Genomic DNA, 15,107 nt, shown 5'->3' on the forward strand with positions numbered 1-15,107 from the left:
CCCGCCCATATTCGGCTCATCGTGCTCCTGACGTGCGTGTTCGTGCTGTTCGTACCACGGACGACCTCGCCGGCATTGCTCTACTCAGCGACTTCCTCGCACTTCCTAATCGGCGGCCGAGTCGTCGTGGGGTGCCGGGCGGCGAAGCGACGCAAGCCACGAGACGGCAGCCGCCTGATAGCCACACCCAGCACCCCTGGGTGACCCAACCCTACGAATGGCTCGATCAACCCGACTCAGAAGGTAGAGCCGCCTGACGCCCCGCCGGCGCGGCCGGCCGCGTTCGAACGCCGGCCCCGCCGGCGCGGAATTCCTGACAGACTTCTTCCCGGGAGGGTGTGTGCTGCTGCTCGACCTCGACACGGTGTCACCTCGTGAGCGCGTGGACGCGTTCCACCACGCGTTGACGGATTCGCAGGTACCCAACGACATCGCCCACGAGGAGCCGGCGACCGGTATCCACGCGCGCATGGAGCTGTGGCGCGTCGGCGGACTGGACTTCTTCGCCACCCGGAACTCGGGCTTCCGGGTGCGGCGGACGGAGCGGCACGTACGCCACCACCGGGAGCACCCCATCGTCTCGGTCTCGCTCCAGCCCCTGGGTGTCCACCGGGCCGAGGTCGCGGGCCGGCAGACTCTCCTGGGCTCCGACGACATCTGCGTCTTCCACGAGTTGTCGCCCCGGGTGTACGGCTGGTCCGGCGACGGCGCGTCCCAGGTCGTCATGTTCGACATGAACCGCCTCGGCGTGCCGGTGGACACCGTGGTGAGGGCCTCCCAGCGGCTGCGCGCCAGCCCGCTCCACGGCCTGGTGCTGCAGCACCTGCGGGGCCTGTGGAGCGATCCCGGCCGGCTGGAGGCCGACGCCGGCTCGGAGGCCCTGGCGTCCGCCACGACGGAACTCGTCCGCGCCCTGCTCCTCTCGGCGGCGCACGCCGAGGAGGCCGTCGAGGTCAGGTCGACGATGGACGAGACGCTGGTCACCCGGATCACGGCCTACGTGCGCTCCCACCTGGCGGACCGCTACCTGACGCCGGAGCGGATCGCGGCGGAGCACGCCGTCTCCGTCCGCCGGCTCTACGCCCTGCTCAGCGGGGCGGGGATCAGCCTGGAGCAGTGGATCATCGCGGAGCGGCTCGGGAAGGCGCGGCGCATGCTCGCCTCCCCGCGCTACGACCGCCTGACCATCGCCGCGGTCTCCGCCCGGTGCGGGTTCAGCAGCCCGAGCCACTTCAGCCGCCGCTTCCAGGCGGCCTGCGGGGTGTCCCCGAGCGAGTACCGGCGGCTCGGTGGCGCCGTCCCGGTGGGCGGCTTCGAGTGAGTCGGCGGCTTCGGGTGACCTGACGCGCAGTCCTCACCGCGGTCGGTCCGGGGCGGTTCCCCACCGGGCCCACGACGGCCCGGCACTCCCCGCAGCCACGGACAAGAACCGTGCAGGGTGGGGCATCGCGGCAGTGTCAGCGTTTCTCCAGGACGTGCGGAACCGGCGAAAGACCGGGTCCGGGGCCAGGGCGCGGGAAGCCCCTGGTCCCGGGCCTGCCGGTCCCTCGTCGCGGAGAGACGAGCACCGACGAGGACTGCCCATGACCGAACAGTGGCGGCGAACCCCCGCCGACAGTGCCGCGCTGCAGGAACTGCTCGACGAACTCGCGGGGGAGCTCCGTCGGTCCGTGGCCCTGGCCGACTCCTCGATCGGGCGCATCCGCTCCAGCCGGCACTTCGACGACGCGGACCCGGCCCGCGTCCACAGCCTCCTGCACGGACGGGCGAGCGGCGAAGTCGTCCGCCACGTCCTCGACCAGGGCGTCACCCAGTGGACCGGGCCGGGTTTCACCGAGGGCCTCGAGGAGTCGGGTCTGCTGCCCCGCTACTGCGTGCCGCTGCGTGAACGCGGCCATTTCCTCGGCCTGTTGACGGTCATCGCGCCGGACGCGTCGCTGCCGCCGGAGGCGACCGAGGCCATCGCCCGGGCCACACCCGCCATCGCCGGCCGACTGTACGCCGACCGCGTCCTGGCCGGCGCCGCGCGGAGCGAGGAGCAGGACCTCCTGCTGTCCCTGCTGGACCCGAGCCCCGCCACGCGCGCCGAGTCCCGCAAGCGGCTCCTGGACGGCGCGCTGCTCCCGGACGCGCCCCACGCGGTGGTCAGCGTCGTGCAGCTGGGATGCTCCCGGGTGCCTCCCGGGCGGGTGGCGACCGCACTGCGCGGGGTGCTGGAGGGACTGCGCCGCACCCGGTCGGCGCACGGCGCCTTCGCGGTCACCCCGAACCGGGCCGTCCTGCTCCAGCTCTCCGACCGGCCGTTGGACCAGGAGGTGCTCCGGGAGCAGTCCGCCCTCATCATGGCGGCCCTCGGCACCGATCCCGCCGCCTCGACCGCTCCCGTCATCGGCATCGGCGGCCGGCAGGCGGGCCTCGCCGACGCCCGGGCCTCCTACGAGCAGGCGCTCGTCGCCGTGCGCGCCGCACGCCGGATGCCGGAGCTGAAGGGCATCGGTTCCTGGGAGGAACTCGGCGAGTTCGCCGTGATCCTGCAACTGCCGGACCACGCCCTGAACGAGTCACTGCTCCCGAAACCGCTGCGCGCCCTGCTCGAGTCCGGCTGCGGACAGCGTCTGGAGACGACCCTGCGGTGCTTCCTCGACCAGGCCGGTTCGGTCCCCAGGACCGCCGAAGCGCTCCGGATCCACCGCACCTCGCTGTACTACCGGCTGCGGCAGATCCAGGAGATCACCGGGCTCGACCTGGACAACGGGGCGGACCGCATCACCCTGCACCTGGGCCTGCGCATCCGGGAACTCCTGCTGTCCCTCGGCACGTCGGGCGAGGACGCCGGACGCCGACAGCAGTCCGCCGCAGCGGGCGACGCTCCCGTCGACCGGACGCCCGGCGCCGATCCGCGGGGCCTGCGCGGCACGAAGGCCCGCCCGGGACGGCAGGCCCGCCCGGGACGGCAGGCCCGGCCGCAGCCGACGCACGCCCGACGGGATCGGGCCGACCACGTCCGGCGCGAGGCCGCTTAGGGCCTGGGGGAGGCAGGGCGGGTCACTGCCTCTCCCCCGCCGCCCGGCGGGCACGCTCGTTCACCAGCCAGTCCGTCGGTGACAGGCCGTAGGCACCGCGGAAGGCGCGGCTCAGCTGCCCGGGGCTCGTGAAACCCCACCTCCGGGCGATGAGCCCGACGCTGAGCGAGTGCGCCGGGGTCGCGAGCAGCGCCCGGCGGCACCCCTCCAGACGCTGTTCCCGGATCCACTGGCAGAGCGTCCGGCCCTCGCCCTCGAAGAGCCGGTGCAGGTACCGCACGGAGATGCCCTGCGCCCGGGCGACGCCCTCGGGGGTGAGCCCGGGGTCGGCCAGGTGCCGGCGCACGAACTGCCGCACGCGGAACAGCACGGCGTCGTTCACGCCGGACAGCTCGTCCGCCGGCCGGGTCGCCGTCGGACGGGCGTGCGGTGTCGAGGCCGCGGAGCGACCGCCGTCCTCCATGAGTGGGGGGATTCGAACTGCCATGGTGCCAGCATGCCGGTGCGGCGGGGCCGGGCGCATGAGTCAGGTGACTGGTCCGCGCGGGCGGCGCCGGCGCCGCTCTGGCCAGGTGCCCGCAGGAAGCCGCCGCCCGGACTCCGGCCGCGCGCAGCCGGGCCGCGTACTCCTCGGCCCCGTCCCGGCTGACGTCCGCCTCGGCGGTGACGACCAGCGCCGGTGGCAGCCCGGCGAGCGGCTCAACGGTCCGCCTTGCTCTGCAGCAGGTCGCGCAGCTGGTGCCGGCTGCTGACCCCGAGTTTGGGATAGACGTTGTACAGGTGCGAGCCCACCGTGCGGGGCGACAGGAAGAGCTGTTCACCGATCTCACGGTTCGACAGGCCCTGCGCGGCCAGGCGGACGATCTGCTGCTGCTGGGCGGTCAACCCGTCCAGGGAGGCCGCGGATTCGACGGCGTGGTCGGTGTTGTTCGCCACGCCGCTGGCGCGCAGTTCCTGGCGGATCGCGGCGGCGAACGGCTGGAATCCGAGGACGTCGGCGGTGTCCAGCGCCGCGACGAGTTGCTGCCGGGCCTCGGAGGGGCGCCTGGCGCGGCGCAGCCAGATCGCGTAGCTGAACCGGGCCTGCGCCCGCTCGACCGGCCACTGCTCGCCCTCGGCGTCCACCAGCGCGAGGCGGAAGTGGTGCTCGGGGTCCGGGCCGGGATCCAGCAGGGCCGTGGCGTGGTGCAGCAGGAGCGTCATCCGGACCGTCGGCCGCTCCCCGTGCACCGAGCGCACCCGCGCCAGCACCTCCGCCGCGTCCTCGCTCGTGCCGGCCCGCTGGGCGGCCAGCGCGAGTTCCGCGACGCAGCGCGACGAGAGGAACGGGTGCACCGGAGTGCCGTCCTCGGCGAACAGCCTCCGGAGCCAGCGGTAGGCGTCAGCCCACTCCGCGTGGGACATCGCGACCAGGGCGACGGCCCGCACGAGCCGGGCCCGGGTGGCGGCGTTCTCGTAGCCGTCGAACGGGACCTCCGGCCAGGTGATCAGGTTCGCGGGGGCGGTCCCGCGCAGTGCGCGCAGGGACAGGTCGAAGGCCTCCAGGTCGGCCTGGGGGCGGGTCAGGCGCAGCACCGCCGCCTGGTCGGTCGCCTCCTCCACCCGGGCGGACACCTCCGACCACTGGCCGGTCGCCAGGAGGGTGTCCAGCAGGGGGGCCAGGTGCCAGGCCCGCAGGCCGAAGGCCCGCCGCCCGCGCAGGTAGGTGTCGGCGGCGCGGTAGTGCTCCAGGGTGACGCCCGGGTCGTCGGAGAGGTAGCCGACCGAGGCGACGGCGAGGCGCCTGGTCAGCTGGTCCCGTCCGTCCAGGGGGCCGCTGCCCATGAGGGCGTCGGGGCCTTCGACGGCGCGCGACGCGCTCGTGGGCCGGGTCTCCGTGCCCTGCACGAAGCCCGCGAGCACGCCGGTCGCTCCTGGCCTGGACGCCCGGTGGTCGTCAGGGCCGGGCCCGGCTTCACGGAGGTCGGTCTCGCGGAGGCCGGTCTCGCGGAGGCCGGTCTCGCGGAGGCCGGCGACCAGCTCCGAGAGCCGGGCGCGGTGCTCCGGCAGGCCGGACTGCTCGGCGATCGCCGAGGCCAGAGTCACCGACCGCGCGTCGACGGCGGCACCGACCGACGGGTGCCGGTCCGCGCTGCCGAGCAGGAGGGCGAACGCCTCCTTCTGCCGGGAGGAGTGGGACAGGGCGGTCGCCACGGCCAGGTCGGCCTCGCGGGTGAGCCGGGGGTCGGTGTTGACGCTCAGGAAGCGCGTGTGGAGGCTGCTGACCCAGTCCGGGTCCCCGACGGCGACGGCCGCGTCCAGGGCCCCGGCGAGGAGCCGGGCCCGCTCGTCGGTGCTGGTGCTGAACCGGGCGGCGTCCTCCAGGGCCCGCGCGAGGGTGAAGTCGTCCGCCGAGTGCCTGGCCGCCGCCCGCAGGCCCTCGGTGAGCGAGGCGTCCGGGACCACCGCGGCGGCCACCAGGTGCCGCGCCCGGTCGAGCGGCCGCCCGCCGGCCCGCTCGGCGAGGTCCCGGTGGGCACGGGTCAGCACCGCGGCGGACTGCCCGGTGGACGCGGCGACCCTGGCCAGCGGGTGCCGGAAGACGATGTGACCGTCGATCAGGGCGACGATCCCGGCCTCCTCGGCGGGGGCCCAGATTCCCAGGTCGGAGGTGTCCAGTGCGGCCATCACGGCGGCCGCGTCGTCGCCGGGCAGGGCCACGGCGGCGTAGAGGAGGGCCGTGCGCGTCCGGGCGGGCAGCGGCGCGATCAGGGTGTCGAACCTGGTCCGGAGGTTCCGCAGGCGGGGGGTGCGCTCATGGGCCAGGGCCGGATCGGCGCCGGAGGCCCGTCGACGGCACAGCTCCAGCAGGGCGGACGGATTGCCCTCGGCCTCCTCCAGCACCTCCAGGCGGGTGCGCCCGACGGGGGCGCCGGGCACCGAGTCCAGCAGCTCGGCGGAGAAGCGCGGCGACAGCGGCGCGACGTGCAGCAGCTCGACGTCGGCGGGCAGGTCCAGCAGGGCCTCGTCGTCGCGCGAGGCGAGCAGGAGCGACACCCGGCTCCCCTCCGTACGGCGGACGAGCGACCCCAGCAGCTCCAGGGTGGGGCGGTCGCAGGCGTGGGCGTCGTCGACCGCGATGAGGACCGGGCCCGGGGCGCAGCCGTGATCGTGGCCGCCCGACCGGTTCAGCAGGGCCGCGGTGCCGGCCGCCACGTCCGACGCGGACGGCACGGACGGCGCGGACGGCACGGACGGCGCGGTGGCATCCGGCCCGATGGCGAGCGCGGCGAGCAGGGCCTGCCGATGAGGCTCGCCCAGCGTCGGCACCCGGTCCGTCAACCGGGCGAGCAGGTGGCGGAGCAGCCCGTACGGAACCCCGCTCTCCGGGGCCCAGCCCTGAGCCGTCAGCACCACCGCTCCGGCTTCGGCCGCCTGCTCACAGGCCGTCCGCAGGAGCCGCGACTTCCCGACGCCCTCCGGGCCGACGAGCACCAGAGCCCCCGAGGTCCCGGGCTCCCGCCGGACGTGGCGACGCAGTTGCTCCAGTTCGGCGCCACGCCCGAACAGCGTGCCGGTGCCGTGGGCGGAGGCCGGTCGCCCCCCGTGGTCCTCCGGTTCGTCCCGAACCGTCTCCATGATCGTCATCGTCGCACTCCACACTGCCCGCCGCGACCACCGCGGCACCTCTCCACATTGTCGATCTTGCTCGGGGCCGGGCCCGTCCTCGCACCGCACCGGCCCCGCGCTCCGCTTCCCTGCCGGAGCAGGAGCGGTGCACTGAGGCGCAGGTACGGGCAGTGGCGGCCCCCTAGGGCGACCGTGTCGCGGATCGTGGCCCCGGGGCCTCGGGTTCGAAGACAGGCCCGATCTCCGCCCCTGCCGCGAGGCCGCGGACCTCGTCCGAGGGGTGCGCCGTGCGCGGTCGGGATCCCGCGCCGCCCGGCGCCGTCCGGATCCTCGCCACCCTGCCCGCCCCGGCGGCGGACGCGGCCACTCCCGTGCTGAAGTCCCCGTTCCTCGGCGGCGTCGTACGCGACGACAACGGCACCCTGGTGAGGCCCCGCCTGTCGACGGCCTCGGACGCTGGCGATAATCGACCGATGAGTGCCTTCGATCGCCCCATGCCGCCCCTGAACGCCGACGAGCGTACGACGCTTGAGAGCTGGCTCGACTTTCACCGCACGACACTGGCCATGAAGTGCGAGGGGCTGGACGATGAGCAGGCCGCCGTGGCGTCCGTGCCGCCGTCCGGCTTCACGTTGACCGGCCTGGTCCAGCACATGGCGGAGGTGGAGCGGAACTGGTTCCGCCGCGTGTTCGCCGGAGAACAGGCTCCGCCCATCTACGACCCGCAGGCCGACCCGGATGCCCCCGACGGTGGCTTTGATGTGGCTGAGGGCGCCGCCCTGAGCGACGCCCTCGCCACCTGGCACGCGGAGATCGCCCGCGCCCGCGAGCACTGCGCCGACCGTGCTCTGACCGATACGGGCCGCTTCATGGAGCAGGACGTCAACCTCCGCTGGATCTACGTCCACATGATCGAGGAGTACGCCCGCCACAACGGCCACGCCGACCTGGTCCGGGAACGCATAGACGGCACCACCGGCGTTTAGCGCCGGATCAGGCAGCGTTGGCCCTGTCGACGACAGCGCGTAGGCGTTGGTCGTCGACAGGGCCAACGTCGCCTAATGGCACGGCAGTAGCTACACCTTGGACGGGATATGGACAGCCGCCATTACGGCACGTTCCACCCGAGCACGACTGGCAGCTTGTGCTCGTAACCCAGCGTGTTGATCGTCCCCGGATGCGGGTGCCCGAACTGCCGCGCGGCCGACGCGTCGAGCCCGAGCCAGCGCGCGGTGAGTATGCGTGACAGGTGGCCGTGCGCAACGACGGCCACGTCGCCCTTGTCCAGCAGCGGCCGGACCCGGCCGAGGAAGGCGTCGACCCGCACCGTCACGTGCCCGAGGTCCTCGCCGGCGTCGACGCCGTCGCGCCACAGCTCCCAGCCGGGCTTGAGTTCCTGGATTTGCTCGGCGGTCAGCCCCTCGTAGCGGCCGTAGTCCCACTCGATCAGGTCGGTATCGGGCTCCGCGCCGCTCAACCCTGCCAGTTCGGCGGTCCGCACGGCGCGAGTCAGCGGGCTGCTGTAGACGGCGGCGAACTCCCGTTCGGCCAGCCGAGGTGCGAGCGCACGCGCCACATCCTCCCCCGCCTTGGTCAGCGGCAGGTCAGTGCGGCCAGCATGCTGTCCGGTCCGGCTCCATGCGGTCTCGCCGTGCCTGATCAACAGCAATTCGCCCATGGCTGAGGACCATATCTCACATCGAACACAGGGCGAACGGTGCCTGATACGGCACTGGCTCTGCCGCCGGAGCAAGACCACCCCCGCTGCCGTGCCCGAGGGTCCGGTGGCGGGGGTCACCGGTCGACGGGCGCGACCGCGGCGGGGTCGGAGGCGACGGACCGCCTGCGGCGCGTCGCCCGGCCTCACCAGGGTCGGCTGTGCAGCGCCATGTGCACGGTGTCGACGATCTGGATCAGCGCGGCCCGGGTGGTGCCCGTGGGGTGGATCCCGCCGACGAGCAGGAAGCCGTGCATCACCCCCTGGTAGCGCGTGGCCACCACCGGCACCCCGGCCGCGCGGAGCCTGGCCGCGTAGGCCTCGCCCTCGTCCCGCAGCACGTCGGCCTCCGCCGTGACCACCAACGCCGGTGGCAACCCGGCGAGTTGCTCCAGGGACGCCCGCAGCGGTGCGGCCGTCACCTCCGTACGACGGTCCCGCTCGGGCAGGTAGTCGTCCCAGAACCGGCGCATGTGCTCGCGGTGCAGGAAGTAGCCGGTGGCGAACCGGTGGTAGGACGGGGTGTCGAAGTCGGCGTCGGTCACCGGGTAGAGCAACACCTGATGGACCAGCGGGAGTTCACCGCGCCCCCGGGCCAGCAGCGTCAGCGCCGCCACCAGGTTCGCCCCCGCCGAATCCCCGACGACCGCGATCCGCTCCCCCGCCAACCCGATCTCATGACCGTGCTCATGGATCCACCGGGCCACCGCGTAACACTGCTCGACGGCCACCGGGTAGCGCGCTGCCGGGGCCCGGGCGTAGTCCACGTAGACCACCGCCGCGTCCGTACCCAGCGCGAACTCCCGCACCAGCCGGGCGTAGCAGTCGGCGTCACCGAGCGACCAGCCCAGGCCGGGCAGGAACAGCACCACCGGACTGGGCCGGGCGGTGTCGACGGGTCTGGTCACCTGGACGCGCACCCGCCCGGCCGCTCCGCAGGGCAGGGTGAGCCACTGCGAGGTGACGCCGCTGGGGTCCTCCTCGTCCTCGTACCCGTCGCCGGCCGCTGCCTCGCCCGATCCGCCGCCCGATCCGCCGTCCGGTACGCCGTCGGGGATGAGGAAGGAGAGGTCCGGCAGCCCGGTCGCGGAGCGGCCGGCTCCGGCGTCCAGGAACTCCTGGAACGCCCGGTCGAGCACCGGACGGCGGCGGTCTGGCAGCGGGGTGGGATCGGACAACTCATCGCTCCTGGCCTGGTCGGATCGGCGCGGCGACGCGAAGCCCGCCCTGGTGTGGGAAACCGGCCCCGGTGGCCCGATCGTGCACGGATCCCCCTTCGAGGGCGCGGGCGTCCGGCCGATGCCGGGAGTTCGGTCGGGGCAGGACGGCGGGAGCGGGTTCAGGAGGAATGACGGCCGTCCGCCCGGGCTGCGTAGGCCTGCCACTCGCGCGGCGAGAGCCCGTAGGCGTCGCGGAACGTCCGGCTGAAGTGGGAGTGGCTGACGAAACCCCACCGGTGCGCGACGGCGGAGACGCTGCTCTGCCGCCGGGACGGCCGCTCCAACTCCCGGCGGCAGGCGTCCAGTCGGCGCTGCCGCACGAACTGGCCCACCGTCGTCCCGTCCTGCTGGAACAGCTTGTGCAGATAGCGCACCGAGATGTGCTGCGAGCGGGCGATCGACTCCGGCGCCAGATCCGGATCCGCGAGGTTCTCCTCGATGTGGGCCCGGATGCGTGCCAGCAGCTCCGCCGCGCCGCCCGGCTGCTCCGGCGCCTCCCGCTCCAGCAGCTCCGCCACCAGGACCGCCACGATGTCGCAGACGCTGCGCGCCAGGTGGTTGCCCGGCCGGGCCCGGTGCGCCCGGGACTGGACGACGAGCGTCCGCAGGAACTGGGCGGCCAGCGAGCCGACGCCCTCGCTCCCCCGCGCCACCAGCCCGCCCGCCCGCCGGACATCGGCCTGCCGCACACCCAGGTAGAAGCACGGGATCCGGAACTCGACCATCCGGCACTCGGCGTCCCGCAACAGGACCGCCGGGTGGCGGGTGTCGCCGATCAGCAGGTCCCCGGGCTCCAGCACCGTGCTGACGCCATGGCGGCGGACCAGGGCGGTGCCGCCGACGTGCAGGAGGACGTACAGGCAGTCCTCGGGGTCGGCCCCGGGCGGCGGGGACAGGACGTCGACGCAGCCGCCGCCACCGTCACGGACGGCCTGGGCGAACTGCTGGGCTCGGCGTTCGGGCGTGGGGCTTTCGCCTGCGGGGGTTTCGGGCATGGGCGAGGGACCCGACGGGATCACGGGAGACTCCTGACCGGTTGCGAGGGTTCGGTACGGGTGCTGGTGACGATCGCCGAGCCGCTTCGGTACGGGCGCGGCGATCGGGGGGATCAGAACGATCGGGGGATCAGGAGAGGAACTTCTCCACGACGGCGTTGAACGCGCCGGGGTTCTCCAGGAACGGGAAGTGCGAACTCGCCACGCTCTTCGGGAACACGTGGAGGCCGGCGCCGGGGATCCGCTCGGCGATGAAGCGCTGGGACGCCGGGTCCACGTGGCTCCCCTCGCAGCCGATCACCAGGGTGGGCACGTCGATGCAGTCGAGGACGTCGCGCCAGTCCTGGGCGCAGTGGTCGAAGAGCAGCGGGACGCCCGCGTACGCCGGGGTCGAGCGGATCTGCCCGGTCACGAAGGCGAGCAGCTCCGGGTCGGTGTCGCCGCTGAACATGGAGCGGACGAAGTCCTCGCGGACCTTCTCCCCGTCCGGGCCGGCCAGCGCGTCGCCCAGGTCGAGGAGCCCGGCGACGTCGAAGATGGCGCCGCACTCGCGCTGCTCCGTCTCCGTCATCCAGGGCACCGCCGCCACCGCGGCCGGCTGGTCGACCAGGACGAGCCGGCGGATCCGGCCGGTGCCGTACTGGTCGACGAAGCTCCACCACACCGAGGCGCCCATCGACCAGCCCAGCGCGTCGAAGCCGTCCAGGCCCAGGTGGTCGACCAGGTCGAGGACGTCACGGGCCAGGCGCGCGATGCGGTAGCCGTGGCGCGGCTTGCCGGACCGGCCGTGGCCGCGGAAGTCCACCGTCACGACGCGCCGGCCCGGCGCCAGCCCCTCGACCTGGTGGCGGAACATCTCCTGCGTCTGCCCCCAGCCGTGGAGCAGCACCAGCGGGACGCCGTCACCGCCGCTGTCGCGGTAGGCCAGGCGCACGCCGTCGTTCGTGATCAGTTCGTGCATGGTGCTCGTTCTCGTCCGTTCTTCTCGGCTCGTGGCTTCGGGAGGTGGCGTCAGGAGGTGCCGTCGACGGGGCGGTGGGCGGGGCGGCGGCCGCGGCCCCGGCGCGGTCATGGCGGTGCGGGACCGCCCGGGGGCCCGTCCGCCCGGGGGTCCTGGAGCAGGTCCAGGAGCTGGAGCCCCATGTGCAGCACCAGGCGGTGCGCGCCGTCGTCCAGGTCCAGGCCCGTGATCTCCTGGATCCGGCGCAGCCGGTAGTACAGCGAGGTGCGGTGCAGTTCCAGCACCTCCGCGGTCCTGGGTACGGAGCCCGCGTTCTCCAGGAAGCAGCGCAGGGTCTCCTCCAGCCGGGCGCCGGCGCTGTCGTCCCGCAGGCGCCGCAGCGGTTTGGGGACGAGGGATTCGTTGAGCGCGCCGTCGGGCAGCTGGAGGAACATCGTGTACTCCCCGAGCCGCTCCCAGTCGCCGACGCCCTCCAGCCGGGGCAGACGACGGGCCGCGCGCACCGCGACCAGAGCCTGCTCGTGCGAGATCCACGCGTCGGCGAGCACGGTCCGCCGGCCTCCCACACCCACCACGGCGTCCGCTCCGGGGCCCAGGAAGGTCGTCAGGGAGCGGACGATGCCGCGGCCCTGCAGGTCCAGGTCCTCCTCCGTCGGTTCCCGGTCGAAGACCTGCACCAGGACCGCCCGGTCCCGCTCGAGCATCAGCAGACCGCGGGCCGTACGGGCGTGCCGGAACGGCTCCAGCGCGCCACGGAGGGCCACCGCGATCCGGCCGGAGGGCCCGCTGTGTCCGGTGACGGCCACGCTGGTCACCACGACGTGGGGGCCGACCGGAAGGAGTCCGTCGTCCACCAGGCGCTGGTGCGCCGCGCAGCGCAGCGCCGAGTCCGAGCCGACCAGCCAGCCCACGAGTTGACGGGTGCGCTCCTCGTCCACTTCCGAGGCCAGCCGCTCGGCGTACATCTCGACCGCCACCGTGCCGGCGACCCGGTCGATGGCCTCGGTCTCGGCCTCGGTGAGGGGCTCGCTTACCGCCACGACCACGAGGATGCCCAGCAGGTGGCCGCGCTCGCGGATCGGGACGCAGTAGCGCGGCTGCAGCCCCAGGTCGTCGCGGCCCGGCAGGACACCCGGGCCCGTCCACTCGGCGACGCCCTGGGAGAGCACGTAGCGGACGACCTCGTCGTCCGCGATGCCCTGCAGCAGCGTGCGCACCCGCACCCGGTCCTCGTCCCCGAAGTGCCGGCTGGCGCAGATCATCCGCACCAGCGGGTCGTCGAGGGCGACGGAGCGCCCCAGTTCCTCGGCCAGGCCGTCCACCAGCGCCTGCAGCACTTCGCCTCCTGCACGCGCGCGCCGGATCCACATCGTCATGATCAACTCCTTCCTGGCATGCCATTCATACAAGGAGCGAAGCGGAAGGACAACGTTCAACAAACCGAGGATCCGGCGGCTCCACCCGACCGGGGCGGGCGGTCACCCGGGGCGGCGCCGACCCCCCGGAGGGGGCCGCACAGGGGCTCCCCGGGCGAACCGGAGGACGGCCAAAAGGCTTTCATCGCCTTGGAGTTCACTCCTGGTGGCGGCCGGGCCGGGATGACCCTTCGGCCGTGCCGCTCCCCGGCCGCCGGACCGGGCGGACAGGACGGGAACGAGTCCGAGGAGCGCCCGCGCACCCCGCGAACGGTGCGCAGAGTGTCGTATCGCGGTGCACCGCCAGCACATCACCGCATGTCCGGACATCGGCCGGCCGGCCCCGGGGCCGCACCCGACCCGCCACCCTGAGCCGCCGGCCATCGCGCCGCCGGGCCACCGCGTCGCCGCGCCGCCGCGGGCCGTCAGCCCCGGATCGCACCCGTCGCCAGGCCCGCGGCGATCCGGCGCTGGACGAGGAGGAAGGCGACGACCACCGGCAGCGCGGTCAGGGTCGCACCGGCCATCAGACCGCCGTAGTCCGTGCCGAAGCTGGTCTGGAAGGAGACCAGCCAGATGGGGAGCGTCCGCTTGTCGTTGCTGGAGAGGAGGACGTACGCCAGGACGTACTCGTTCCAGGCCTGCACCAGGGCGAAGATCGAGGTGGCCACCAGGCCGGGGGCGAGCAGGGGCAGGGTGACGTGCCGGAAGGCGCCCAGACGGCCGCAGCCGTCGACCATGGCGGCCTCCTCCAGCTCCGGGGGGATGGCGACGATGAACCCGCGCAGCATCCACACGGTGAACGGGAGGGCGAAGGCGAGGTAGGTGAGGACCACGCCGGTCAGGGTGTCGGTGAGGGCGAGGTCGTTGAGCAGCAGGTAGACGGGGATGACGAGGGCGATGAGGGGGATGGTCTGGACGCACAGCAGGGCCAGGACCAGCGCCCTGCGACCGGCGAAGGAGAAGCGGGCGACGGCGAAGGCCGCGAGCGTGCCGATGACCAGGGAGACCAGCACCGTCCCCGCCCCGATCAGGACGCTCGACCGCACGTTGGCCCAGAAGGAGTCCGAGCCCACCGCCCGGCGGAAGTTGTCCAGGGTGAACGGACCGGGCCAGAACATCGGCGGCAGCCGCAGGATCCCGCTGGCCGGCCGGAAGGCGGTCAGGACCATCCAGTACACGGGGAAGGCCATGACGGCGGCGGCGAGCAGTCCGACGGCGTTCGCGATCCGGCGGCTTCGGCGCCGCCGCCCGTCACCGGTCATTCGACCTCTCCCGTCCGCAGCACCTGGCGCAGGTAGACCGCGGACCCGCCGAGCAGCAGGACGACGGTGACCAGGGCGATGGCCGCTCCCGCGCTGTAGCGGTTGACGGCGAACGACTCGATGAAGGAGTAGACGCCGAGCAGGTAGTAGTCCCGCTCCGGCTGGCCGCCGCGCATCAGCCAGATCTGGCTGAACGCCCCGAAGTCCCAGATCGCCGACAACGCCGCGACCACCGTGAACAGCGGCCTGATCACCGGGAACGTCACGTGGCGCAGGAGCACCAGGCCCTTCGCGCCGTCGACCCGCGCGGCCTCCTCCAGTTCGGCGGGCACCTGGGTGAGCGCCGCGTGCAGGGTGATGGCGGCGAACGGGATCGCCCCCCACACCACGACGGCGACGATCACGGCGAAGCCCTGCCACGGGTCGGCGAACCAGTTGTGCCCCCGGAAGTCCGCGCCGGTGAGTCCGCCGAGCAGCCAGTTGACCACTCCGTAGTCGGCGTCGGACAGCCAGCGGAAGACCGACGCGGCGACCATGAACGGCATCGCCCACACCGCGACCAGGACCCCGGTGATCACCACCCGCACCCAGGGCGATACCAGGCGCAGCAACAGCGCGAACGCCAGGCCGAACAGCATGGTCAGCCCGGCGCAGACGACGGCGAACGCCACGGTGCGGGCGACGACGGTCCAGAAGAACCCGTCGGAGAGGACCTCGCGGTACTGGTCCAGCCCGACCCAGGGCGGGGCCGTGCCGGCGAACAGCTGCTTGCGGGTCATGTCCTCGAAGGAGAGCACGACCATGTCCACCAGCGGGTAGCCGAGCACCAGGAGGAGCGTGCCGACCATGGGCGCGAGCAGCAGGTACGGGGTGGCGCGGCGCCCCCTGCGCCCTGTGGTCGG

General features: G+C 73.6%; 12 protein-coding genes and 1 pseudogene. 3 read left to right on the top strand and 10 right to left on the bottom strand.

Annotated features, from left to right (window positions below; translation table 11 throughout):
* Nucleotides 1–340 precede the first annotated feature (340 nt).
* Together ACZ5OX_RS00005 and ACZ5OX_RS00010 are read left to right on the top strand one after the other, a co-directional pair.
* A complete protein-coding gene (locus tag ACZ5OX_RS00005; RefSeq protein WP_465627704.1) occupies nucleotides 341–1,321 on the top strand; it encodes an AraC family transcriptional regulator in 981 nt (326 codons plus the stop codon).
* Between the two features lie 262 nt (nucleotides 1,322–1,583).
* Nucleotides 1,584–3,023, top strand: a complete 1,440-nt coding sequence (locus tag ACZ5OX_RS00010) for a PucR family transcriptional regulator (RefSeq protein WP_465627706.1) — start codon at nucleotides 1,584–1,586, stop codon at nucleotides 3,021–3,023.
* 22 nt (nucleotides 3,024–3,045) lie between these two features.
* On the opposite strand, the gene ACZ5OX_RS00015 is transcribed toward ACZ5OX_RS00010, so the two are convergent.
* From ACZ5OX_RS00015 to ACZ5OX_RS00025, 3 genes and pseudogenes are all read right to left on the bottom strand, one after another.
* Complete coding sequence (locus ACZ5OX_RS00015; RefSeq protein ID WP_465627707.1) at nucleotides 3,046–3,510, bottom strand: helix-turn-helix domain-containing protein; 465 nt, start codon at nucleotides 3,508–3,510, stop codon at nucleotides 3,046–3,048.
* A 112-nt stretch (nucleotides 3,511–3,622) separates the two neighbouring features.
* Nucleotides 3,623–3,790, bottom strand: a pseudogene (locus tag ACZ5OX_RS00020) (alpha/beta hydrolase fold domain-containing protein); the annotation flags it as partial.
* Nucleotides 3,723–6,650 carry a helix-turn-helix transcriptional regulator gene (locus ACZ5OX_RS00025; RefSeq protein WP_465627708.1) on the bottom strand — a complete coding sequence of 976 codons (2,928 nt, stop codon included), beginning with the start codon at nucleotides 6,648–6,650 and terminating at the stop codon, nucleotides 3,723–3,725. The pseudogene ACZ5OX_RS00020 and the gene ACZ5OX_RS00025, both read right to left, overlap by 68 nt.
* A gap of 455 nt (nucleotides 6,651–7,105) precedes the next feature.
* On the opposite strand from ACZ5OX_RS00025, the gene ACZ5OX_RS00030 reads away from it, so the two are divergent.
* Nucleotides 7,106–7,618: a DinB family protein gene (locus ACZ5OX_RS00030; RefSeq protein WP_465628859.1), complete on the top strand. Its 513-nt coding sequence runs from the start codon at nucleotides 7,106–7,108 to the stop codon at nucleotides 7,616–7,618.
* Between the two features lie 122 nt (nucleotides 7,619–7,740).
* Here ACZ5OX_RS00030 and ACZ5OX_RS00035 read toward each other — a convergent pair whose 3' ends face one another.
* The 7 genes from ACZ5OX_RS00035 to ACZ5OX_RS00065 form a co-directional block, all read right to left on the bottom strand.
* Nucleotides 7,741–8,310 (bottom strand): histidine phosphatase family protein, encoded by a 570-nt coding sequence (locus tag ACZ5OX_RS00035; protein WP_465627709.1) that lies wholly within the window; start codon nucleotides 8,308–8,310, stop codon nucleotides 7,741–7,743.
* A gap of 185 nt (nucleotides 8,311–8,495) precedes the next feature.
* Nucleotides 8,496–9,527 carry an alpha/beta hydrolase gene (locus tag ACZ5OX_RS00040; protein ID WP_465627710.1) on the bottom strand — a complete coding sequence of 344 codons (1,032 nt, stop codon included), beginning with the start codon at nucleotides 9,525–9,527 and terminating at the stop codon, nucleotides 8,496–8,498.
* A gap of 161 nt (nucleotides 9,528–9,688) precedes the next feature.
* Nucleotides 9,689–10,564 (bottom strand): helix-turn-helix domain-containing protein, encoded by an 876-nt coding sequence (locus ACZ5OX_RS00045; protein ID WP_465627711.1) that lies wholly within the window; start codon nucleotides 10,562–10,564, stop codon nucleotides 9,689–9,691.
* A 130-nt stretch (nucleotides 10,565–10,694) separates the two neighbouring features.
* Nucleotides 10,695–11,525, bottom strand: coding sequence for an alpha/beta fold hydrolase (locus ACZ5OX_RS00050; RefSeq protein WP_465627712.1), 831 nt, complete (start codon nucleotides 11,523–11,525; stop codon nucleotides 10,695–10,697).
* A gap of 107 nt (nucleotides 11,526–11,632) precedes the next feature.
* Nucleotides 11,633–12,901, bottom strand: a complete 1,269-nt coding sequence (locus ACZ5OX_RS00055; RefSeq protein ID WP_465627713.1) for a PucR family transcriptional regulator — start codon at nucleotides 12,899–12,901, stop codon at nucleotides 11,633–11,635.
* A gap of 464 nt (nucleotides 12,902–13,365) precedes the next feature.
* Entirely contained in the window at nucleotides 13,366–14,205 is an 840-nt protein-coding gene (locus tag ACZ5OX_RS00060; RefSeq protein ID WP_465627714.1) for a carbohydrate ABC transporter permease, read from the bottom strand.
* Nucleotides 14,202–15,053 carry a carbohydrate ABC transporter permease gene (locus tag ACZ5OX_RS00065; RefSeq protein WP_465627715.1) on the bottom strand — a complete coding sequence of 284 codons (852 nt, stop codon included), beginning with the start codon at nucleotides 15,051–15,053 and terminating at the stop codon, nucleotides 14,202–14,204. Before ACZ5OX_RS00065 ends, ACZ5OX_RS00060 begins: the two co-directional genes overlap by 4 nt.
* Nucleotides 15,054–15,107: the final 54 nt, after the last annotated feature.

The organism is Kitasatospora sp. NPDC032121 (assembly GCF_055580145.1).